The sequence below is a fragment of the Arsenicicoccus dermatophilus genome (assembly GCF_046267915.1).
GTDB classification, from domain to species: Bacteria; Actinomycetota; Actinomycetes; order Actinomycetales; family Dermatophilaceae; genus Arsenicicoccus; species Arsenicicoccus dermatophilus_A.
The window spans coordinates 1,930,776-1,951,811 of the sequence record NZ_CP176520.1 but is presented as its reverse complement, the minus strand read 5'-3'; the positions used below and the strand labels follow the sequence as shown (position 1 = coordinate 1,951,811).

Annotated in this window: 22 protein-coding genes, 1 tRNA gene and 1 riboswitch; of the genes, 13 read left to right on the top strand and 10 right to left on the bottom strand. The window is 72.6% G+C overall.

What is annotated here, in order from left to right; translation table 11 throughout:
* Positions 1 to 36: 36 nt before the first annotated feature.
* Complete coding sequence (locus tag ACK2IS_RS09465) at positions 37 to 906, bottom strand: SigB/SigF/SigG family RNA polymerase sigma factor (RefSeq protein WP_409483091.1); 870 nt, start codon at positions 904 to 906, stop codon at positions 37 to 39.
* Between the two features lie 348 nt (positions 907 to 1,254).
* On the opposite strand from ACK2IS_RS09465, the gene ACK2IS_RS09460 reads away from it, so the two are divergent.
* The 3 genes from ACK2IS_RS09460 to thrS all read left to right on the top strand — a co-directional run bounded on the left by ACK2IS_RS09460 (position 1,255) and on the right by thrS (position 4,068).
* Positions 1,255 to 1,328: transfer RNA gene (locus ACK2IS_RS09460), tRNA-Val, on the top strand.
* 87 nt (positions 1,329 to 1,415) lie between these two features.
* Complete coding sequence (locus ACK2IS_RS09455) at positions 1,416 to 1,793, top strand: hypothetical protein (protein ID WP_409483090.1); 378 nt, start codon at positions 1,416 to 1,418, stop codon at positions 1,791 to 1,793.
* Positions 1,794 to 1,983: 190 nt separating this feature from the next.
* Entirely contained in the window at positions 1,984 to 4,068 is a 2,085-nt protein-coding gene (thrS, locus tag ACK2IS_RS09450) for a threonine--tRNA ligase (RefSeq protein ID WP_409483089.1), read from the top strand.
* Between the two features lie 78 nt (positions 4,069 to 4,146).
* Here thrS and ACK2IS_RS09445 read toward each other — a convergent pair whose 3' ends face one another.
* From ACK2IS_RS09445 to ACK2IS_RS09430, 4 genes are all read right to left on the bottom strand, one after another.
* Positions 4,147 to 4,410 carry a hypothetical protein gene (locus ACK2IS_RS09445; RefSeq protein ID WP_409483088.1) on the bottom strand — a complete coding sequence of 88 codons (264 nt, stop codon included), beginning with the start codon at positions 4,408 to 4,410 and terminating at the stop codon, positions 4,147 to 4,149.
* Complete coding sequence (locus ACK2IS_RS09440; protein ID WP_409483087.1) at positions 4,398 to 4,883, bottom strand: NUDIX domain-containing protein; 486 nt, start codon at positions 4,881 to 4,883, stop codon at positions 4,398 to 4,400. Before ACK2IS_RS09440 ends, ACK2IS_RS09445 begins: the two co-directional genes overlap by 13 nt.
* Positions 4,884 to 4,988: 105 nt before the next feature.
* Entirely contained in the window at positions 4,989 to 6,314 is a 1,326-nt protein-coding gene (locus ACK2IS_RS09435) for an O-acetylhomoserine aminocarboxypropyltransferase/cysteine synthase family protein (protein ID WP_409483086.1), read from the bottom strand.
* Positions 6,315 to 6,331: 17 nt separating this feature from the next.
* Positions 6,332 to 6,447, bottom strand: a riboswitch (SAM riboswitch).
* A 48-nt stretch (positions 6,448 to 6,495) separates the two neighbouring features.
* Positions 6,496 to 7,668: an MFS transporter gene (locus tag ACK2IS_RS09430; RefSeq protein ID WP_409483085.1), complete on the bottom strand. Its 1,173-nt coding sequence runs from the start codon at positions 7,666 to 7,668 to the stop codon at positions 6,496 to 6,498.
* Between the two features lie 144 nt (positions 7,669 to 7,812).
* On the opposite strand from ACK2IS_RS09430, the gene ACK2IS_RS09425 reads away from it, so the two are divergent.
* Positions 7,813 to 8,313: an N-acetyltransferase family protein gene (locus ACK2IS_RS09425; protein ID WP_409483084.1), complete on the top strand. Its 501-nt coding sequence runs from the start codon at positions 7,813 to 7,815 to the stop codon at positions 8,311 to 8,313.
* Between the two features lie 24 nt (positions 8,314 to 8,337).
* Here the strand turns inward: ACK2IS_RS09425 and ACK2IS_RS09420 are convergent, their stop codons facing one another.
* Together ACK2IS_RS09420 and ACK2IS_RS09415 are read right to left on the bottom strand one after the other, a co-directional pair.
* Positions 8,338 to 8,907 carry a hypothetical protein gene (locus ACK2IS_RS09420; protein ID WP_409483083.1) on the bottom strand — a complete coding sequence of 190 codons (570 nt, stop codon included), beginning with the start codon at positions 8,905 to 8,907 and terminating at the stop codon, positions 8,338 to 8,340.
* Positions 8,904 to 9,386, bottom strand: a complete 483-nt coding sequence (locus ACK2IS_RS09415) for a nitroreductase family deazaflavin-dependent oxidoreductase (RefSeq protein ID WP_409483082.1) — start codon at positions 9,384 to 9,386, stop codon at positions 8,904 to 8,906. The genes ACK2IS_RS09420 and ACK2IS_RS09415 overlap by 4 nt, the downstream gene beginning before the upstream one ends.
* 101 nt (positions 9,387 to 9,487) lie before the next feature.
* On the opposite strand from ACK2IS_RS09415, the gene ACK2IS_RS09410 reads away from it, so the two are divergent.
* The 3 genes from ACK2IS_RS09410 to ACK2IS_RS09400 are packed head-to-tail and all read left to right on the top strand — an operon-like array spanning position 9,488 to position 11,132.
* On the top strand, positions 9,488 to 9,994 hold the full coding sequence (locus ACK2IS_RS09410; protein WP_409485656.1) for an HIT family protein: 507 nt from the start codon (positions 9,488 to 9,490) through the stop codon (positions 9,992 to 9,994).
* Positions 9,991 to 10,473 (top strand): thiol-disulfide oxidoreductase DCC family protein, encoded by a 483-nt coding sequence (locus ACK2IS_RS09405; protein WP_409483081.1) that lies wholly within the window; start codon positions 9,991 to 9,993, stop codon positions 10,471 to 10,473. Before ACK2IS_RS09410 ends, ACK2IS_RS09405 begins: the two co-directional genes overlap by 4 nt.
* Before the next feature lie 53 nt (positions 10,474 to 10,526).
* Positions 10,527 to 11,132: a TMEM165/GDT1 family protein gene (locus ACK2IS_RS09400; protein ID WP_409483080.1), complete on the top strand. Its 606-nt coding sequence runs from the start codon at positions 10,527 to 10,529 to the stop codon at positions 11,130 to 11,132.
* Positions 11,133 to 11,203: 71 nt separating this feature from the next.
* Here ACK2IS_RS09400 and ACK2IS_RS09395 read toward each other — a convergent pair whose 3' ends face one another.
* The 3 genes from ACK2IS_RS09395 to ACK2IS_RS09385 all read right to left on the bottom strand — a co-directional run bounded on the left by ACK2IS_RS09395 (position 11,204) and on the right by ACK2IS_RS09385 (position 14,873).
* On the bottom strand, positions 11,204 to 11,776 hold the full coding sequence (locus ACK2IS_RS09395; protein WP_409483079.1) for a DUF805 domain-containing protein: 573 nt from the start codon (positions 11,774 to 11,776) through the stop codon (positions 11,204 to 11,206).
* 166 nt (positions 11,777 to 11,942) lie between these two features.
* Entirely contained in the window at positions 11,943 to 12,626 is a 684-nt protein-coding gene (locus ACK2IS_RS09390; protein WP_409483078.1) for a histidine phosphatase family protein, read from the bottom strand.
* A 132-nt stretch (positions 12,627 to 12,758) separates the two neighbouring features.
* Positions 12,759 to 14,873, bottom strand: coding sequence for an elongation factor G-like protein EF-G2 (locus tag ACK2IS_RS09385; RefSeq protein WP_409483077.1), 2,115 nt, complete (start codon positions 14,871 to 14,873; stop codon positions 12,759 to 12,761).
* A 125-nt stretch (positions 14,874 to 14,998) separates the two neighbouring features.
* On the opposite strand from ACK2IS_RS09385, the gene pgsA reads away from it, so the two are divergent.
* The 6 genes from pgsA (at position 14,999) to ACK2IS_RS09355 (ending at position 20,940) form a co-directional block, all read left to right on the top strand.
* A complete protein-coding gene (gene pgsA, locus ACK2IS_RS09380) occupies positions 14,999 to 15,598 on the top strand; it encodes a phosphatidylinositol phosphate synthase (protein WP_409483076.1) in 600 nt (199 codons plus the stop codon).
* A 20-nt stretch (positions 15,599 to 15,618) separates the two neighbouring features.
* A complete protein-coding gene (locus tag ACK2IS_RS09375) occupies positions 15,619 to 16,530 on the top strand; it encodes a phosphatidylinositol mannoside acyltransferase (protein WP_409483075.1) in 912 nt (303 codons plus the stop codon).
* A gap of 2 nt (positions 16,531 to 16,532) precedes the next feature.
* The gene (locus tag ACK2IS_RS09370; RefSeq protein ID WP_409485655.1) at positions 16,533 to 17,738 is read left to right on the top strand and encodes a glycosyltransferase family 4 protein; all 1,206 of its coding nucleotides are present in this window, start codon (positions 16,533 to 16,535) and stop codon (positions 17,736 to 17,738) included.
* The gene (locus ACK2IS_RS09365; protein ID WP_409483074.1) at positions 17,735 to 18,325 is read left to right on the top strand and encodes a hypothetical protein; all 591 of its coding nucleotides are present in this window, start codon (positions 17,735 to 17,737) and stop codon (positions 18,323 to 18,325) included. The genes ACK2IS_RS09370 and ACK2IS_RS09365 overlap by 4 nt, the downstream gene beginning before the upstream one ends.
* A 79-nt stretch (positions 18,326 to 18,404) precedes the next feature.
* Entirely contained in the window at positions 18,405 to 19,316 is a 912-nt protein-coding gene (pdxS, locus tag ACK2IS_RS09360; RefSeq protein ID WP_409483073.1) for a pyridoxal 5'-phosphate synthase lyase subunit PdxS, read from the top strand.
* A gap of 166 nt (positions 19,317 to 19,482) precedes the next feature.
* Entirely contained in the window at positions 19,483 to 20,940 is a 1,458-nt protein-coding gene (locus tag ACK2IS_RS09355; RefSeq protein WP_409483072.1) for an amino acid permease, read from the top strand.
* Positions 20,941 to 21,036 lie beyond the last annotated feature (96 nt).

Here is a 21,036-nt window from a genome sequence, read left to right as displayed (position 1 = left end):
GGCGGCGACGCCGTCGACGGGGGAGAGGAGCGATCCTCAGGCCACCGACTCCGAGGGGATGCGCAGGGCACGCGTGGCCCCGGCCGGGGTCTTGATCGGGGTGACCGGCGGACGCTGGACTTCCAGCACGTTGCGCAGCGTGCCGAGGATCTGGGTCAGCAGCCGCGAGACCTGGACCTGGCTCACGCCGATCTCCTCGGCGATCTCCTGCTGGGTCATCTCGGAGAAGTAGCGCAGCTCCACGATGCGGCGCTGGCGCGGGGTCAGGCAATCGAGGAGCGTGTGGACGGTCATCGCATCGAGCAGGTGCTCGAGGTCGTGGTCCTCGTCCGGGATGAGGTGTCCCAGCGTGGAGCTGGCGCCCTCGCCCGTCGGGTGCTCGAGGGAGAGCGGCTGGTAGCCGGTGGCGGCCTGCTCGACGTCGGCGAGCTCGCGCGGGGTCAGGCCCAGCGCATCGGCCACCTCGGTGGACGTGGGCACCCGGCCGAGGGCCTGCTCCAGCTCCTGCTGGACCTCCCGGACCCGGGGTCGCAGCTCCTGCAGGCGGCGCGGCGGACGGACGGACCAGCACTTGTCGCGGAAGTGCTTGCGCAGCTCCCCGATGATGGTGGGGGTGGCGAAGTCGACGAGGCTGACGCCGTGGGAGGGGTCGTAGCGCAGCACGGCCATGACCAGGCCGAGATTGGCGACCTGCTCCAGGTCGTCCTGGGGCTCGCCACGGTTGCGGTAGCGAGCGGCCAGTCGCTTGGCCAGGCCGATGTTCATGGCGATGACGCGGTTGTAGACCTCCTGACGCTCCGCCGCGGGAACGTCCGCGATGTCGGCCAGGAGTCGCTCGGACTCTCCGTCCTCGGTCGGCCGCACGTGCGGCAGGCCGAAGACCACGTGATGCGAAGACGCGCTCAACGAGTGCTCCATAAGACTTGTTGGTGGCTCAGGCCGTCTTCTAGACCCTGCGGCCCCTCATGGTGGAGGGGGCAGCCACCCTGCGGGTGGCCCCATGTCGGCGATATTACTCACGCCCGTCTGGAGTTCCTGAGGTTTCACCAAATCAACCCCGAGTAGCGGGGACACGGGCGCGAACGGGTCCAAACCAGACATATGTAGCCACTGATCATGACTCAAGGTGACTAGGCTCGGGGGGTCGGTCCTCCCCCCGTCGGGAGCCGCCCGGGACTGATGGATTTCTCCTCCGGCCCTGGCTGCCGCTATCATTCACGAGTTGCCACCGCGGCCGGCCGCGCGGCTTCACCTGGACGTGTAGCTCAGTTGGTTAGAGCGTTCGCTTCACACGCGAGAGGTCAGGGGTTCGAGTCCCTTCACGTCCACCGACGAGGGCCAGGAGTTCACCTCCTGGCCCTCTCCCGTGCCAGGGCGATTGGTCCGTCGGCGGGGGCGCGAGGCACCCTGGTCCCATGGCATCTTCCGCTTCCGCGACCTGGCCGCTCACCGCCGTCTGGGTCTACCCCGTCAAGGGTGAGCCGGGACGCCCCCTGCGCCAGGGCGTCCTCACCGACAGCGGCCTGGTCGGGGACCGGGTCAAGCGCCGCCCGCTGCTGGTCGCCACCACGGCGCAGTGCGCGGACGGGCAGCTGCGCGCCAACCTGGTGCTGGACATGCCCGACGAGACCCTCGACGCCCTCACCGGGCAGGAGCTGCAGGTGGGCGAGGTCACGATCCGGCTCGGTCAGCGCCCGAGCTCGTGCGCCGGGCTGTATGCCGAGACGGTGCTCGGCGGGGACGTCCTGGTCGGCGACCGGGCCCACGTGGTGCGCTGCTGCGCCTCCTACTGACCGGACGGGCGGGCGGCCCCGCCGGGTGCGGGTGATGGTCGGACCCGAGTCAACCCGGTTGCGGCGACCGATAGCCTAGGCTCCGACCTCGCCACCGGTGGCGAGGTCGGATCCCGCGCCTGCGCGGCGGCATACGGCTCTCGCGCCGGACCGCCCGGGGTGCACGAGCCCAGACGAAGTGGAGACGATCGTGCCAGCCGACATCACCGTGAGAATCGCCGGGGACGAGCGATCGGTGGCGGCAGGCACCACTGCCGCCGACCTGTTCGCCGACGACAGGGGCATCGTCGTGGCCCGCGTCGGCGGGGAGCTCAAGGATCTCGCCTACGAGCTGCGCGAGGGCGACGAGGTCGAGGGCGTGCACGTCAGCAGCGAGGACGGGCTCAACGTCCTGCGCCACTCCTGCGCCCACGTGATGGCCCAGGCCGTCCAGCAGGTCAACCCCGACGCCAAGCTCGGCATCGGCCCGCCCGTGCGCGACGGCTTCTACTACGACTTCCAGGTGTCCGAGCCCTTCACGCCCGAGGACCTCAAGGCCCTCGAGAAGGTCATGCAGCGGATCATCAACGAGGGCCAGACCTTCCAGCGCCGCGTGGTCTCCGAGACGGACGCGCTCGAGGAGCTCGCGGGCGAGCCCTTCAAGTGCGAGCTCGTGGGCCTCAAGGGCACCATGTCGCACGACGACGAGGAGGCCGGCGCCTCGGTCGAGGTCGGCGCGGGCGAGCTGACGATCTACGACAACGTCCGCCGCGACGGCACCGTCGCCTGGGGCGACCTGTGCCGCGGTCCCCACCTGCCCAGCACCAAGATCATCGGCAACGCCTTCAAGCTGATGCGCTCCGCCGCGGCCTACTGGCGCGGGGACCAGGCCAACGAGCAGCTGCAGCGGCTCTACGGCACGGCCTGGCCGAGCAAGGACGAGCTCAAGGCCTACCTCGACCGCCTCGCCGAGGCCGAGAAGCGCGACCACCGCAAGCTCGGCGTGGAGCTCGACCTGTTCTCCTTCCCCGACGAGATCGGCTCGGGGCTGCCGGTGTTCCACCCCAAGGGCGGGATCGTCAAGCGGGAGATGGAGGACTACGTCCGGCGCCGGCACATCGAGGAGGGCTTCGAGTACGTCGGGACCCCGCACATCGCCCGCGACGGGCTGTTCCACACCTCGGGCCACCTGCCGTACTACGCCGACACCATGTTCCCGCCGCTGCACGTCGACGAGGTGCTCGGCGAGGACGGCGAGGTCGTCAAGCCTGGGCAGGACTACCGCCTCAAGGCGATGAACTGCCCGATGCACAACCTCATCTACCGCTCGCGCGGCCGGTCCTACCGCGAGCTGCCGCTGCGGCTCTTCGAGTTCGGCTCGGTCTACCGCTACGAGAAGTCCGGCGTCATCCACGGCCTGACCCGCGTGCGCGGCTTCGCCCAGGACGACTCGCACTCCTACGTCACCGAGGAGCAGGCGCCCGCCGAGATCAAGCACCTGCTCGACTTCGTCCTCGGGCTGCTGCGCGACTTCGGGCTGTCCGACTTCTACCTCGAGCTGTCCACGCGCGAGACCGAGGGCTCCAAGAAGGACAAGTTCATCGGGTCGGACGAGCAGTGGGAGATCGCGACCCGCGTGCTCGAGGAGGTCTGCCTGGAGTCCGGGCTCGAGCTCGTCCCCGACCCGGGCGGCGCGGCGTACTACGGCCCCAAGGTGTCCGTGCAGGCCCGCGACGCCATCGGCCGCACCTGGCAGATGTCGACGATCCAGTACGACTTCAACCAGCCCGAGCGCTTCGGCCTGGAGTACCAGGCGAGCGACGGCAGCCGCAAGCGCCCCGTGATGATCCACTCGGCGAAGTTCGGCTCCATCGAGCGGTTCATGGGCGTCCTGGTCGAGCACTACGCCGGGGCCTTCCCGGTGTGGCTGTCGCCGGTGCAGGTGCTCGCGATCCCGGTGGCCGAGGACTTCGCGGACTACCTCGAGGACGTCGCCCGCCAGCTGCGCAGGCGGGGCGCGCGCGTCGAGGTCGACCACAGCGACGACCGCTTCCCCAAGAAGATCCGCAACGCCTCCAAGTCCAAGGTCCCGTTCACGCTCATCGCGGGCGGCGAGGACCAGGAGGCCGGGGCGGTGTCCTTCCGCTACCGCGACGGGTCGCAGCGCAACGGCGTGCCCGTGGCCGACGCGATCGAGGAGATCGTCCACGCCATCGAGTCTCGCGCCCAGGTGACGACCGCACCCGGTGCGGGTGTGGACGAGCCTGCCGGGTCCGAGGACTTCGGCCACGCCTGATCGTTCGCCGTATGCCGAGAAGGGCGGCGTCCCACCCGCACGGGTGGGGCGCCGCCCCTCGGCTTTTCGGCATACCGCTCAGAGCTCGGGGAGGTCCTCGTCGGGCCTCGGCTGGGCGCGACCGCTCTGCCGGACCTCGAGGCGACGGCGCTCCCGCTCCTCGACGACGTGGTGGTGAGCGGGGTGAAAGACGCCCAGGAGCGGGCCGATCCCCGCCTGGCCCGTGCTGCCGCGAGACCGACGACGCCAGTAGCTCCATCCGCGCGACTCGGCCCAGACGCCCAGTCGGTCCACGACGACGATCCCCAGGACCGAGACGCAGGTCCACGTCAGCCATTCCATGACGTCACCTCAGGCACGGCCACGACCGCGGTGCCGCTCTCCCGTGGCGAGATCGGCGACGAGAGGGGGTAGAGCGGGATCGGTTGGTCCGCGTCCGCCACGGGGCGCCAGACCACGGGCAGCACCGACCCGTCGATCTCGGTGAGCCGGCCACCGGTCTGCGGCGGAGCGGGGTCGAGCCGTCCGGCATGCACCAAGACGATCTCGTGGCCCTGTCGGCCGTCGACCATGAAGATGCTCTCCAGCACGTCGAGGGAGGTGAGGTCTTCGATCCGGGCCCCCAGCTCTTCGTGCACCTCTCGGATTACGGCCTCCCGGTGGGTCTCACCGGGCTCGACGCTGCCGCCCACGAGCCGGTGGAACCCGAGCGGGTTCTCCTGCGTGGGCGGGTGGTGGCTGACCAGGTGGGTGGAGCCGTCGGGGGAGAGGGTGACGAGCATGGCCTTGACCTGGGTGGCGGGGTGAGAGCTCACCCCGCCACCCTGGCCAGCCTCGGCCGGCGGTCGAGACGCCAGACGTGGCCGCGACCCGCCGTGCGAACCCCGCCACGTGCCCCTACCGGCGAGGCCGGGGAGAGGTCAGGCCCCGACGCGGGCCGCCGCCGCGAAGCCACGGTCCAGGTCCGCGAGGATGTCGTCGACGTGCTCCAGCCCCACCGACAGGCGGATCAGGCCGGGGGTGACGCCGGCGCCGCGGCGGTCCTCGTCCGAGCCCTGGGAGTGGGTGGTCGCCGCGGGGTGGATCACCAACGACCGCACGTCCCCGATGTTGGCGACGTGGGAGTGCAGCTCGAGCGCGTCCACGAAGGCCCGTCCGGCCTCGATGCCGCCCTTGATCTCGAACGAGAAGACCGACCCGGTTCCCTCGGGGCAGTAGCGGTCGGCGTTCGCCTTGCTCGGGTGGGAGTCGAGCGACGCGTGGTTGACCGAGGCCACCTGCGGGTGCCCGACCAGGTGGTCGACGACCGCGCGGGCGTTAGCGCCGTGTCGCTCGATCCGCAGGCTGAGCGTCTCCAGCCCCAGGCCGACGAGGAAGGCGTTGAACGGCGAGCAGGCGGCCCCGAGGTCGCGCAGCAGCTCGACCCGGGCCTTGAGGATGAAGGCCAGGTTGGCGCCGAGCGGGCAGCCGACGCCGAGGTCCCGGGCGTAGACCAGGCCGTGATAGCTCTCCGACGGCGTGTTGAGCTGCGGGAACCGCTCGGGGTCGGCGGCGTAGTCGAAGGTCCCCGCGTCCACCAGCGCCCCCACGATCGAGGTGCCGTGGCCCCCGAGGAACTTCGTCGCGGAGTGGATCACCACGTCGGCGCCGTGCTCGATCGGGCGCAGCAGGTATGGCGTGGCGACGGTGTTGTCCACGACGAGCGGCACCCCCGCCTCGTGGGCCACCCCGGCGACACCTGCGACGTCCAACACCCGCTGGTCGGGGTTGGAGATGGACTCGGCGAAGAACAGCCGCGTCTCCGGGCGGACCGCGGCCCGCCACTGGTCCACGTCGTCCTGGTCCTCGACGAAGGTCGTGGTGATGCCGAGCTTGGCCAGCGTGTACTTCAACAGGTTGTAGGTGCCGCCGTACAGCGCGGGGGAGGCGACCACGTGGTCACCGGCCTGAGCGACGTTGAGGATCGCGAAGGTCGTGGCCGCCATACCGGATCCGAGCAGGAGGGCGCCGACCCCGCCCTCCAGGGCCGCGATCCGCTCCTCGACGACGGTGTTGGTCGGGTTGCCGAGCCGGGAGTAGATCGGGCCGAGGTCGGACAGGGCGAACCGGTCGGCCGCGACCTGCGCGTCGTCGAAGACGAAGCTGGTCGTCTGGTAGATCGGCAGCGCCCGGGCGCCGGTCTCGGCGTCGGGGGTCTGGCCGGCGTGGATCTGCTGGGTCTCGAAACGCCAGGTGGGGTCGCTCATGGCAGGGCTCCTTGCGAAGATCGCGCTTGCCGCGAGCCGGTCGGCCGGCGGCCTGGTCGTCACCCGGGGCACCCCGCCGCGTGGGAGGGTTGCCGGTCAGCCGGCCGGGGCCGTGCAGCTGACACTCATGACCTGCCGCGCACGGTATGTCGATGGTCGGACCGTTCGTCCGGCCCTTCCGTCATCCGAGACGCGGCGCTCGACCTGACCGCCACGGCAGCGCCAGGGCGCTTGCCAGGAGGAGGGCGGCGGCGACGCCGATCGCGCCCCGGGTGCCGACGACCGCCGCCAGCACCCCGCCCGCCAGGACGAACGCCGGCTGCACCACCTTGGCGGTGATCGACCAGGCGGCCGTCACCCGCGCGAGATGGTCGTCGCCGGTCTCCCGCAGGCGGCAGCTCACGAAGGTCGGGTTGAACACCCCCGCGCACAGCAGCAGGGCGGTGTCGGCGCACACCAGGGTCACCACGCCGGCGGGGCCGGGCGGTGCCAGCGCGACGGGAGCCAGCCACAGGGTGCGGGCCGCGCCGGCGCCCAGGAGGACGCGATGCTCGCCCAGGCGTGCCACGAGGTAGGGCGCGAGCACGGCGCCGAGCAACCCGCCGAGCCCGGGCAGCCCCAGGGCCAGGCCGTACTGCCACGGGGCGAAGCCCAGGTCCCGCAGCATCAGGACCGCCTGCAGGGGCGAGGCCGCCATGACCGCCCCGCCGAAGACCATCGCGTTGACGAACAGCGCCCGCAGGCGAGGGTTCTCCCCGACGTGCCGCCAGCCGGCGAGGATCTCGGTCGCCCTCCCCCGACCGGCGTCGCGGGCGGGTGGCTCCGGCTCGGAGGAACCGATCGCGCCGACGCCCGCCGCCGAGACGAGGTAGCTGACGGCGTCGACCGCCAGGGTGGCCGTCGCGCCCAGCCAGCCGATCAGCAGGCCCCCCAGCGGTGCGCCGAGAACGGTCGCCGCCCAGGAGGTCCCGTCGAGCCGCGAGGCTGCGGCGACCCGCTGGTCGGCGGGCACGAGCGCTTTCAGGTGGGCGCCGGATGCCGTGGTGAAGGCGATCGTGGCGACCGTCGTCGCGATCCCCACGAGACACAGGTGCGGATAGGTCAGGATCCCCAGGGCGGCCGCCACGGGGACGCTGACCAGGGCGGCCGCGCGCACCAGGTCCGCCGTGACCAGGACCGGGCGCTTGCGGCGGCGCTCGATCGCGGGCCCGAGGGGGAGTGCCAGGGCGGCAGCCGCTGCGCCGGACAGGGCTGCCAGGAGGCTGACCTGCCAGGCCGAGACGTGCAGCACGACCAGCGCGACGAGCGGCAGGGCCCCGCGCCGACGGCGCTGCCCAGGTCGCTGGTCGCGCACGCGCCCCACAACCGCCGGAAGTCCCGCTCCAGGGTGGCCTCGGGCCTCGGGGCGGGTCGGCCTGAACGGCTGCCCGATACGGCGTCCGGTGACGGTTCAGCCACAGGAGATGCCTCCACCCTCACGTGATGGTTGACTGTGGCCATGTCCGCCGCAGCCCACGTCCGTCGAGCACGACCGGACGACGCCTTCGCCGTCGCCGCGATGATGCTGCAGCTGGGCCGCGAGCAGGGCGCGGCGCCGGACCCGGAGTTCCTCGACGGCTTCGCCGACGCCTGGCTGCGGGACAGCGGGGACCGGCCCTTCTGGCTCGCCGAGGTCGACCGGCGCCCGCTGGGCGTCGCCGGGCTGACGCTGGTGGCCGGGCTGCCGGTGCTGGGCGGGTCGCGCCGGGCTCGGTGGGGCTGGCTCGACACGATCTACGTGACCAGCACCTTCCGCCGGTGCGGCATCGGAGGACGGCTGGCCCGTGAGGTGCACGCCTGGTCCGCGGCGGAGGGGCTGACCCACCTTCGCGCGGACCTGAGCGCGCTGGGTCCGGCGGCGCCGGGGATCGCGCGGCGGCTGGCGGCCCGACCGGCGCCGGACGGCACCTACACGGCGAGCCTGCGGACGTCGGCGGGCGTGGCGAGCATCGCGGGCTGAGGCACTCCAGCGCGGGTGGGACACCTAGTCGGCGAAGGGCGAAGGATCCTGCGGCCTCGGCGGCGCCAGCTCGTCCATCAGCGACAGATAGCGGTCACCGACGGTCAGGCGGGTCAGGTCCCGCAGCCGCCACGTGGACAGAGCCTCCCAAGCAGGCTCGGTGGTGAGCTCCTGCAGCATCAAGGTGCCCTCGGCGAGGAGCACCGGCGCGCCGACGAAGAGCTGGTCGGTCGCGCCCGCCACCTCTATCCCCAGCAGGGGGAAGCGCTCGGCGAGGTCGGTGACCAGGCCCTCGGTGCGGTCCAGGTCGATGCCCTCGACCGGCAGGGGCGGCCAGGCTCCCTCGCGCTCGAAGGCGAACCGCTCGACGGACTGGTGGTCCTCGTGCCGGATCCGCTCCAGGTGGCGCAGCCGCACGGCGACCAGCCCGTCGGGCCAGGGTGCCGCGACCCGCACCAGCGCCCAGCGCCGACCCACGCCGACGCAGTAGCCCTTCGTGGTGTCGTCGGGCAGGTCGAGGTCGAGGCAGACCTGCTCGGCCATCGCGTCCTGCAGCTTCGCTCGGACCCGGTGGAGCCGCTCCTGGCGGGTCACGGGCGCTCGAGCAGGAAGAGGGGGATGGTGCGCCCGGCCTTCTCGGCATACTCCGCATAGGGAGGGAAGGCCGCCACGCACCGCGGCCACCACTGCTCGCGCTCCGCGTCCGTGGCGAGGCGGGCGACCCGGCGGGTGGTCTCGGAGCCGTCCTGCAGCAGCAGCTGGGGGTGCGCGAGGAGGTTGTGGTACCACGCCGGGTGCTCGGGGGCACCGCCCTGGGAGGCGACCGCGACGTAGACGTCGTCGTGCTCGACCCGCATGAGCGGGACCCGGCGGACCGTGCCGGAGGAACGGCCCAGCACGGTCAGCACGACCACGGCCCGGCCCTGGACCTCGGCGGCGGCGGTGGTGCCGGCGGCCTCGATGTCGGCGAGCTGCCGACGCACCCACGCGGTCGGGTTGGGCGCTGCGGGCTGGTGGAGCGCGGCCCACACGTCGCCGGCGGGGGCGGGAGGTGGGGTGGCGGGCGTCGTCATGGCCCCGAGTCTAGGATCGTCGGGTGACCGACCACCAGGACCGCACCAGCCCGGATCACGCCCGGTCCGGCACCTTCGAGGACGCGGGCGAGCTCGTCGGCGTGTCCGACGGTTTCGAGCGCCTGTGGACCCCGCACCGGATGGCCTACATCAACGCCGAGCGGCCGAGCGCCGACGCCGGGGACGGGTGCCCCTTCTGCGCGGCCCCGGACAAGGACGACGCGGCGGGCCTGGTCGTGCACCGCGGTGAGCTGTGCTTCGTGGTGCTCAACCTGTTCCCCTACAACCCCGGTCACCTGCTGGTCTGCCCGTACCGTCATGTGCCGTTCTACCTGGACCTCACGGACGAGGAGACCGCGGAGCTCGCGGCGCTGACCAAGCAGGCCATCCGCGCGCTGCAGGCGGCCAGCCGTCCGATGGGCTTCAACCTGGGCATGAACCAGGGTGCCGTCGCGGGCGCCGGCGTCGCCGCCCACCTGCACCAGCACGTCGTCCCCCGCTGGGGCGGCGACATGAACTTCCTGCCCATCGTGGGGCAGACCAAGGCCCTCCCGGTCCTGCTCGAGGACACCCGCCGGCAGCTCGTGGCCGCCTGGCCCCACGCATGAGCCGTATGCCGGAGGCAGGGATCGCACCCGTCCTGCTGCCCCTGCTGATCGTCGACGGCGATCGCGGTTGCTGCACCGTCGTCGCGCGCTGGACCTGGCGGTGGGTGTGCCGGGACCGCTACGAGATCCGCCCGTGGCAGCAGCTCGGCGGGGAGGTGCTCGCCCGCTGGGGGCTGACGGAGCGCGACTGCCGGGCCGCGGTGCAGCTCGTCGACCGGCAGGGGCGGGTGATCTGCGGGCACCGCGCGGTCGTCGCCGCGGTCGAGCTGGGGCACCCCTTCCTGCGGCCGGTCGCCCGGGTCCTGCAGGCCCCGGCCCTGGACGGCCCGCTGGCCGCGGCATACCGCTGGGTCGCCGAGCATCGCGACGCGCTGCTGGGGGGCACCCCCGCCTGCAGACCTACCGGCGGCGGTCGGACTCGCCTGGGCAACGTGAGCAGGCGGATCCGACGACCGCCGGTAGGTCCTGAGGGCGGATAGGATCATCGGTCGGCGCGGGCGCGCCGACCCCTCAGATCCCCTGGAGCCCAACCGTGCTCGATGTCGGCATCATCGCCACCGTCTTCGCCCTGATCTTCGTCGGGGAGCTGCCGGACAAGTCCGCCCTCGCCAGCCTCGTGCTGGGGACGCGCTACCCGTGGTTCTGGGTCTTCAGCGGGGTGGCGGCGGCCTTCGCGACGCACGTGGTCATCGCGGTGGCCGCGGGCTCGATCATGACCCTGCTGCCCCAGACGCTGCTCAAGCTCCTGGTGGCCGGGCTCTTCCTGCTCGGGGCCGTGCTCATCTGGCGGGAGGGCAGCGAGGACGAGGCGGCCGAGCTCGCGGAGGAGGAGGCCGTCGTGGGCGCTACCGACGCCAAGGCCGGCTTCGCGAAGGTCGCGTCCATGGGCTACGGGATCATCTTCCTCGCGGAGTGGGGCGACCTGACCCAGATCATGACCGCCAACCTCGCCGCGAAGTACCATTCGCCGGTGTCCGTCGGCATCGGCGCCGTCCTGGGGCTGGGGTCGGTGGCGCTGCTGGCCATCCTCGGCGGCCAGGCGCTGCTCCGGGTGATCCCGATGCGCGCCATCACCCGGATCGCCGCCGTGGTCATGGTGGGTCTGTCCGTCCTGACCCTGTGGGAGGCCTTCGCCTGAGCGGCCATCGGCCCGCCCGCACGGCAGGAGCCCCGCACCGACCCGGTGCGGGGCTCCTGCCGTGCGGGCGGTCAGCCGGAGTAGGGGCTGCCCGACGGCGGCTGGTCGCTCGTGCCCGGCTGCGGCTGACCGTATGCCGGGGGAGCGGGCGGCGTCTGGCCGTAGGGCTGGCCCTGCGGCTGGCCGTAGGCCGCGCCCGGAAAGCCACCGAGACCTGCGTCGTCGCCCACGCCCTTGGGGTTGGGGCCGTGCGAGTTGGTGCCGGTCTGGGAGTCCTTGACCTCCCAGAACAGCAGGACCAGGCCACCGAGGATCGGGATGAGTGACAGCAGCTGCCACCAGCCGGAGCGACCCGTGTCGTGCAGACGGCGGGCGGTCACGGCGATCGACGGCAGGAAGAGCGCCAGCGTCGCCAGGGTCTGCGCCGGGCCGACCGAGTCGGTCAGGCTCAGACTGCTGCCGTTCGAGGTCGAACCGGCGTCCACGCCGGCGGCTCCGAATCCCAGCAGCGAGTCGACGACCCCGGTCAGCAGGGACACCAGCACGGTGAAGAGCGCCCAGAACCAGAACTCCCGGCGGCGGGCGCGGCCGGAGAAGACGACGTACTTGCGGAAGCAGGTCTTGACGGCGTCGCCGAAGGACATGGATCCCCCCTTGTGATCAGGCCCCGGACGGTCCGGGACACCAGGGGCCACCCTAGGGAGAACGGTCGGACCGGCCCAGGGAAGCGCCGGTCGGACTGCCAGATCGTTGTGTCGTGTGTCCTGATGGTGATCTGGCCGACCCTGGAGCGTTCCGGGGGCGTCCGGGTCAGGCGTTGATCAGGTCGGCGTCCAGGTGGCGCACCCGGTTGACCCACAGGACCCGCCACTGCCCGTCCTCGTGGCGCAGCGCGGTCACCGAGGAGTTGGACAGCTCGAACTTGCGACCCGCCTCGCCGATCCCGGCGACCTCGCCGATGAGCAGCTGGCCGAAGTGCTGGTGGGTGAGGATGCCGACCTTGGCGTCGTCGGCGTGCTGGGCGGCCAGGTCCGCCAGGACGGCGGCGGCGCGACGCCGGGCCTCGGCGTGCTCCTCCTCGAAGCCGCCGTCCCACTCGCCGGCCTGCTCGACCTCGGCGGGGATCTGCAGCTCGGGGATCATCTCCCGCATCTCGTTCACGGGCAGGCCGGGGTAGTGACGACGCACGCCGGTGGCGGGGTGGGCGGCATACAGCCCACCGACCTCACCCAGGTCGGTGCGACCCACGGGCGTCAGGCCCAGGGCCTGCCCAAGCGGGCCCGCGGTCTGCAGGCAGCGGTGGGTGAGCGCGGTGTAGAGGACGTCCACGTCGAGGTGGCTGCGGTCGCTGCGGACGGCGTCGGCCAGGCGGCGGGCCTGCTCGTGCCCGGTCTCGGACAGCTCGGAGTCGGGGGTGCGACCGACACGGCTGCCGGTCTCGGCATACAGCTTGTTGTTCTCGGACTGACCGTGACGGATGACGTAGAGGTCCATGGGGTCAAGTCTGCCATCCCTGCGGTCCGACCACTGGGCCAGGGCACCGCTGCGCAGGGCCGCCACCGCCCCGGTGACGGCCCTGCGGACCGCTGCTCGCCAGGCCGCCGCGCGAGGCCCCACGGGTGCCGGTCAGCCGGTGACGACCTGCTGGGCCAGGTGCTGCGGCAGCGGGTCGTAGCGCAGCACCTCGCGGTGGAAGCGCCCCGTGCCGTGGGACACCGACCGCAGGTCGATGGCGTAGCGCGTGAGCTCCAGCGCGGGCACCTCGGCGTGGATGACCGTGCGGCCCTCCTCGGCAGGCTCGGTCCCGACGACCCGACCGCGCCGCGTGGACAGGTCGCTCATCGTGGCGCCCACGAACTCGTCGGCCACCGTGACGTCCACGGCGTCCACCGGCTCCAGCAGGGTGACCGTCGCCGAGCTCGTCGCCTCCTTCAGCGCGAGCGCCCCCGCGGTCTGGAAGGCCATGTCCGAGGAGTCGACCGAGTGGGCCTTGCCGTCGGTGAGGGTGACCCGGATGTCCACCATCGGATAGCCCGCCAGCGTCCCCTTGGCCATCTGGGCGCGGACGCCCTTCTCCACCGAGGGGATGAACTGCCGCGGCACCGACCCACCGACGACCCTGTCGACGAACTCGAAGCCGGCGCCGCGCTCCAGCGGCTCGATCTCCACGTGGCACACCGCGAACTGCCCGTGCCCCCCGGACTGCTTGACGTGCCGACCGACGGCCTTGGCCGGAGCCACGAAGGTCTCCCGCAGCCGCACCCGCAGCGGCTCCGCCTCCACGGCCACCTGGTAGCGCTCGGCCAGACGCCCGAGGAGCAGGTCGACGTGCGCCTGACCCATCGTCCACAGCACCGTCTGATGGGTCTCGGCGTCGTGGTCCAGCCGCATCGTGACGTCCTCGGCGACCAGCCGCTGCAGGGCGCTCGCGAGCTTGTCCTCGTCCGCCTTGGCCACCGGGTGGATCGCGACGGGCAGCAGCGGCTCGGGCAGCAGCCAGGGCTCGACGACGACGGGGGAGTCCTTGGCGGACAGGGTGTCCCCGGTCTCGGCGTGCGCCAGCTTGGCCACCTCGACGACCTGACCGGCCACGGCGGACCTGATCGCCGTGCGCGCCCCGTCGCTGCCGGGCAGGGACAACGGCCCCACGCGCTCCTGGGAGTCGTGGTCCGGGTGGCCCTCCACGTCCTTGCCCGCGAAGGTCGACAGGTGCCCGGACACGTGGACCAGGTCGTCGGCGTGCAGCGTGCCGTTGAAGACCCGGACCAGGGAGATCCGCCCGACGTAGGGATCGGTCGACGTCCGCACGACCTGCGCGACCAGCGGGCCGTGCGGGTCCCCGACCAGGGGGTCGACCGGGTCGCCGTCGACGGTCGTCACCATCGGCAGGGGATGGCGCCGCGGGTCCGGGAACGCGTCGCTGACGATCTCGAGGAGCTCGGCGACGCCGGCTCCGGTGAGCGCGCTCAGCGGTATGGCGGGGAAGAAGGAGCCGGTCGCGATGGCGGCCAGCAGGTCCGCACGCACCTGCTCCACGGACACGTCCTCGCCGTCGAGGTAGCGGTCGAGCAGGGTGTCGTCCTCGGACTCGGTGATGATCGTCTCGACCAGCTCCGGCCGGGCGGCGTCGATCTCGGCGAGCTGGTCGCCGGTGGCCTCCCGCAGCACGAGCGTGCCGGTGCCCAGGTCGTAGACGCGGCGGCTCAGCAGCGCCAGCGTCCCGGTGATCCGCTCGCCCTCCAGGACCGGCAGGTACAGCGGCTGCACCGAGCCGAACACCCGGCGGCAGTCGGCCACGGTGTCCGCGAACGAGGCGTGACCGGTCTCGAGCTTGGTCACGACCAGCGCCCGCGGCATGCCCACCGCGGCGCACTCGTGCCACAGCAGCGCCGTCGCCGCGTCCACCCCGTCGGCCGCGCTGACCACGAACAGCGCGGCGTCGGCGGCGCGCAGGCCCGCGCGCACCTCGCCCACGAAGTCGGCATACCCGGGGCTGTCGAGCAGGGTGACCGTCGTCCCGTCGACCTCGAGGGTCGCCGCCTCCAGCCCCACCGACCGGGTGTCGGACCCCTTGGTCTGCTCCTTGGCCCGGTGCCCCGGGACACGAGCCGCTATCAGGTGCTCGAAGATCGTCGACTTGCCCGACCCCGAAGGACCGACGAGGACCACGTTGCGGATGTCCTCGGGGCGGGCCGGGGCGGGGGAACCGGCTCCCTGACCGTTGGCGGTGTTGGCGGCCATGTCATCTCACCTGACCTCATCGTTGGTGGATCGTTCACCGCGCCGTTGCGGTGATCTCGACATCATCGACCCGCCGGTGCCGCACCTGCGAGTCGGGAAGCGCCTACCACTAGGGTGGAGCCACCATGCTGAACCGTTTCCGCGCCCTCGCCACCCGGATCTTCACCCCCGTCGCGCGGGTCCTGCTGAGCCTCGGCGTCAGCCCGGACGCCGTGACGGTCGTGGGCACCCTCGGCGTCGCCACGAGCGCGCTGTGGTTCTTCCCCCGCGGCGAGTTCCTGTGGGGCACGCTGGCGATCGTGCTGTTCGTGTTCAGCGACACCATCGACGGGGTGATGGCCCGGCACAGCGGGCGCACCTCGAGCTTCGGGGCCTTCCTCGACTCCAGCCTCGACCGGGTCGGCGACGCCGCGATCTTCGGCGGCCTGGTCCTGTACTACTCCCGCGACGGGCGCCAGACGATGACCGCCGTCGCCCTCGCCGTCCTGGTCCTCGGCATGCTCGTGTCCTACGTGCGCGCCCGCGCCGAGGGCCTGGGGATGCGCGCCGACGTGGGCATCGCGGAGCGGGCCGACCGGCTCGTGCTCATCCTCGCGGCGACGGCCCTGGCCGGGCTCGGGGTCGGCGACGCCGCCGTCACCTGGGCGCTGTGGCTGCTCGCCGTCCTGTCCGCGGTCACCGTGCTGCAGCGCATCGTCGTGGTGCGTCGCCAGTCCCTCGGCTGACCCGACCCGAAGGAGCCGTCATGGGTGACCGGCTGACCCTGTGGGGCTTCCTGCTCGCGTGGCGCGTCGTCCGTCTCCTGCCCGCGCGGGTGGCCTACGCGCTGTTCGACCGCGCAGCGGTCGCGTCATACCGCCGGGGTGGGGCCTCGATCGACCGGATGCGCGCCAACTACCGCCGGGTGCGCCCCGACCTCACCGACACCCAGCTCGAGCGGCTCGTCGAGGCCGGGAGCCGGTCCTACCTGAGGTACTGGTGCGACGCCTTCCGGCTGCCCGACCTGACCCCGGACACCGTGGCCGACTCCGTGCGCTGCGTCGGCGACGGGCCGGTCCGGGCCGCGCTCGCCGAGGGGCGCGGGGCCGTGGCCTTCCTCGGGCACCTCGGCAACTGGGACCTCGCCGGGGCCTGGTCCACCCACCAGCTCGCCCCTGTCACCACCGTCGCCGAGCGGTTGCGTCCCGAGGAGCTGTACAACGCCTTCGTCGGTTTCCGCGAGCAGCTGGGGATGACGGTCCTGCCGCTGACCGGCGGCGGTCCGGTCTTCCCCGCCCTGGTGCGGTCGGTGCGCGCCGGGGCCTTCGTGCCGCTGCTGGCCGACCGGGACCTGACCGACCAGGGCGTCACCGTGACCTTCTGCGGCCGCGACGCCCGGATGGCCGCCGGACCCGCCGCGCTGGCCGTCGCCACCGGGGCGCCGCTGCACCCGGTCTCGGTGCACTACGCGCCGCGCCCGGGCCCCGGGGGCACGGGCAGCGGCCATGACGTCGTCATCACCTTCCACCCCGAGGTGCCCGTGCCCGCCACCGGGACCACCCGGCAGCGCGCCGAGGCCATGACCCAGGCGTGCGCCACCGCCCTCGAGGGGGCGATCCGGGAGCACACGCAGGACTGGCACATGATGCAGCGCGTCTTCGCCGAGGACCTGTGGTGAGCCTGCGCGTCGGGATCGTCTGCCCCTACTCCTTCGACGTGGTGGGCGGCGTCCAGCTGCACGTGCGCGACCTCGCCGGGTGGCTGCTCGACCAGGGGCACGAGGTGTCGGTGCTCGCCCCCGCGGACGAGGACACCGCCCTGCCGCCCTACGTCGTGCCCGCCGGGCGGGCCGTGCCCGTGCGCTACAACGGCTCGGTCGCCCGCCTGAACTTCGGCCCCGTCACGGCCGCCCGCGTCGCCCGCTGGCTGGAGGACGGCGACTTCGACCTGGTGCACCTCCACGAGCCGGTCACCCCCTCGATCGGCGCCCTCGCCCTGTGGCAGGCCGAGTGCCCGATCGTCGCGACCTTCCACTCCTCCCAGGTGCGGTCGCGGGCCATGCAGACGGTGTACCCGGCGTTCCGCCCCGCTCTGGAGAAGGTCCTCGCGCGCATCGCCGTCTCCGAGGACGCCCGCCGCACCGTCACCACCCACTACGGCGGCGACGCCGTGGTCATCCCCAACGGGGTGTATGTCGACCGTTTCGCGGCCACCGCGCCGCGACCCGCCTGGCAGGGCACCCCCGAGGCGCCCACCATCGCCTTCCTCGGGCGTCTCGGCGAACCCCGCAAGGGGCTGCCGCTGCTGCTGACGGCGCTGCCCGCCATCACCCGCGCCGTGCCCGGCGCCCGTCTCCTGGTCGCCGGCCCCGGCGACCAGGACGAGGTGCGCGCCCAGGTGCCGCCCGACTGTCGGGTCGAGCTCCTCGGGGTCGTCTCGGACGAGGACAAGGCCGCGCTGCTCGCGTCCGCGGACCTCTACGTCGCTCCCAACACGGGCGGGGAGAGCTTCGGGATCATCCTGGTCGAGGCGATGGCTGCGGGCGCCTGCGTGCTCGCCTCGGACCTGCCCGCCTTCCGGCGGGTGCTCGACGGCGGGCAGGCGGGCGCGACCTTCGCCAACGGGTCCGCGGCGGACCTCGCCGACGCCGCCGCGGCGCTGCTGCGCGACCCGTCCCGCCGCGCCGACCTCGCCGCCCGCGGCCGCGAGCGCGCCGGCGCCTTCGACTGGTCCGTGGTGGCCGAGCAGGTGCTGGCGGTCTACGAGACCGTCGTCGTCGGCGCGCCGCAGGTGCCGGCCGGGCGGATGGCGCGGCGGTGGGTGGCGCTGGGGGAGCGGTTGCCCGGTCGTGGTGGGGCGCGCAGACCCGGCCGGAGGCCCAGGTGAGGGCGCAGGTGCCGGCGTACGGTCAGGTGCTGCCGGGCTCCGGCCCGGACGTGCCGCTGGCGCTCGTGCTCGTCGGGCTGGCCCTGGTGCTGCTGGCCTGGCGGCTCACCTACCAGGCGGCGCGCCTGGACCGGCTGCACGCCCGGGTGGAGGGCGCCCTGGTCGCGGTCGACGCCCAGCTCGTGCGCCGGGCCGAGGCCGCCCAGGAGCTGGCCGCGAGCGGACTGCTGGACCCCGCCACGTCGCTCTTCCTCGCCGCCGCGGCGGCCGAGTCGCTGGAGGCCGAGGACGAGCACGCCGTGGGGCGGGCGGACGTGGAGACCGACCTCACCCAGGCCCTGGACCTGGCGCTGCCGCCGGAGACCGTCGAGGCCCTGCGGCACGACGAGGTGGGGCGGGGGCTGCTGCTGCGGGTGCGGTCGGCGGGCTCGCGCGTGCAGCTCGCCCGGCGGTTCCACAACGACGCGGTGGTCGACGTGCAGCGGGTGCGGCGCAAGCCGATCGTGCGGGTCTTCCGCCTCGCCGGGCACGCGCAGCTGCCCCGCACGATCGAGTTCGACGACCGGCTGCCGTCCGCGGTCGAGTGACGCCGATGACGATCTGACGGGGGGCTCGTCCTACAGTGGTCGGGTCCCACACCGACGTTCGACAGGCACGCGCACGCACATGAGCACCAACGAGCCCACCAGCACCACGTCCACCACCGGCACCTCGCGCGTCAAGCGCGGCATGGCCGAGATGCTCAAGGGCGGCGTCATCATGGACGTCGTCACCCCCGAGCAGGCCAAGATCGCCGAGGACGCCGGCGCCGTGGCCGTCATGGCCCTCGAGCGGGTCCCGGCCGATATCCGCGCCCAGGGCGGCGTGTCCCGGATGAGCGACCCCGACATGATCCAGGGGATCATCGAGACCGTCTCCATCCCGGTCATGGCCAAGGCCCGCATCGGTCACTTCGTCGAGGCCCAGGTGCTGCAGTCCCTCGGCGTCGACTACATCGACGAGTCCGAGGTGCTGACCCCCGCGGACTACAGCAACCACATCGACAAGTGGCAGTTCACGGTGCCCTTCGTCTGCGGTGCCACCAACCTGGGCGAGGCCCTGCGCCGCATCACCGAGGGCGCGGCCATGATCCGCTCCAAGGGTGAGGCCGGCACCGGCGACGTCTCCAACGCCACCACCCACATGCGCAAGATCCGCGGCGAGATCAACCGCCTGCGCTCGATGGCCCCCGACGAGCTCTACGTCGCGGCCAAGGAGCTGCAGGCGCCCTACGAGCTCGTGGCCGAGATCGCCGAGACCGGCAAGCTGCCCGTCGTGCTGTTCACCGCGGGCGGCATCGCCACCCCCGCCGACGCCGCCATGATGATGCAGCTCGGCGCCGAGGGCGTCTTCGTCGGCTCCGGGATCTTCAAGTCCGGCAACCCCGCCCAGCGCGCCGAGGCCATCGTCAAGGCGACGACCTTCTACGACGACCCGGACACCGTCGCCAAGGTCTCCCGCGGCCTGGGCGAGGCCATGGTCGGCATCAACGTCGACGACATCCCGGTCCCGCACCGTCTCGCCGAGCGCGGTTGGTGACCGGCGGATCTCGTCCGCCGACACCCCGAAGGCCCCGGGTCGCTCCCACCGAGCGGCCCGGGGCCTTCGCCGTACCGATCGGTGCGGAGGGAGGTCCCCCAGGTCAGGGCGGTATGTCCACCCGGTAGAGTGCATTGGTCCAACCACTTCAGAGCAAGGATGCGCGATGACGCCTTCCAGCACCCCGGCGGACGAGGTGTCCGCCGCCCCGGCCGATCCGGGAGGGTTCGCCCTCACCGACGCGGGGGACGAGGGCTACCACCAGTCCCTGTCCAACCGTCAGGTCCAGATGATCGCCATCGGCGGTGCCATCGGTGTGGGGCTGTTCATGGGCGCCGGCGGCCGGATGGCCAAGGCCGGCCCCTCCCTGGTCCTCGCCTACGCCCTGTGCGGCGTCGTGGCCTACCTGCTGATGCGGGCCCTCGGCGAGCTGGTGATGCACCGGCCGTCCAGCGGCTCGTTCGTGTCCTACTCGCGCGAGTTCTTCGGCAACAAGTGGGCCTTCGTCGCCGGCTGGATGTACATGGTCAACTGGATGACCTCCGGCATCGCGGAGATCACCGCGATCGCGCAGTACGTCACCAAGTGGCTGCCCCACCTGCCCCAGTGGATCCCGGCGCTGGTCGCGCTGGCCGTGGTGCTCGCGATCAACCTGACCAGCGTGAAGGCCTTCGGCGAGTTCGAGTTCTGGGCCTCGCTGCTCAAGGTGCTCGCGCTGGTGACCTTCATCGTCGTCGGCATCGGCCTGGTCGCCATGCGCACCGAGGTCGTCCCCGGCCACCCCGCCGGGCTCGGCAACCTGGTGCAGGGCCCGGGCGGGTTCTTCCCCAAGGGGGTCCTGCCGCTGGTCATGGTGCTGCAGGGCGTCATCTTCGCCTATGCCACCATCGAGCTCGTCGGCACCGCGGCCGGGGAGACCCAGAACCCCCGCGAGGTCATCCCCAAGGCCATCCGCGCCGTGATCTTCCGGATCGCGTTCTTCTACGTCGGGTCGGTGCTGCTGCTCGGCTGCCTGGTGCCCTACACGACGTACCACGCGGGCGAGAGCCCCTTCGTGACGGTCTTCTCCCGGCTCGGGCAGCCCTGGATCGGCGACGCCATGAACGTCATCGTCCTCACCGCGGCGCTGTCCTCGTGCAACTCCGGCCTCTACTCCACCGGCCGGGTGCTCAAGTCGCTCGCCGCCGAGGGCGAGGCGCCGGCCTTCACCGGGCGGATGAGCAGGCAGCACGTGCCGTACGGCGGGATCCTGCTCACCGCGTCGGTGTATCTCCTCGGCGTCGTCCTGAACTACTTCGTCCCCGCCCAGGCCTTCGAGCTCGCGCTCAACATGGCGGCCATCGGCATCATCTGGACCTGGGGCACGATCTTCGCCTGCCAGATCGCGTTGCGCCGCAAGATCGACCGCGGCGCGCTGCCCGCCACCAGCTTCCCGATGCCGGGCGCGCCGTTCACCTCTTGGCTGGGTCTGGCGGCGCTGGCCTTCGTGCTCGTGACGATGTGGTTCGACGCCGACGGACGCAAGACCCTGCTCGCCACGCCGGTGATCGTGATCGCCCTCGTGCTCGGCTGGCTGGGGGTCCGGCGGCGGGCGACCCGGGCGGAGGCCCTGCACCGGGACTGAGGCGCCGCGGCGCGCAGGACCGAGGAGGCGCGGCAGGGCACGGCGGGTCGACCCGCCGGACCGGCCGCGCCTCGCCCTGCCTGCAGGGGACGGCGG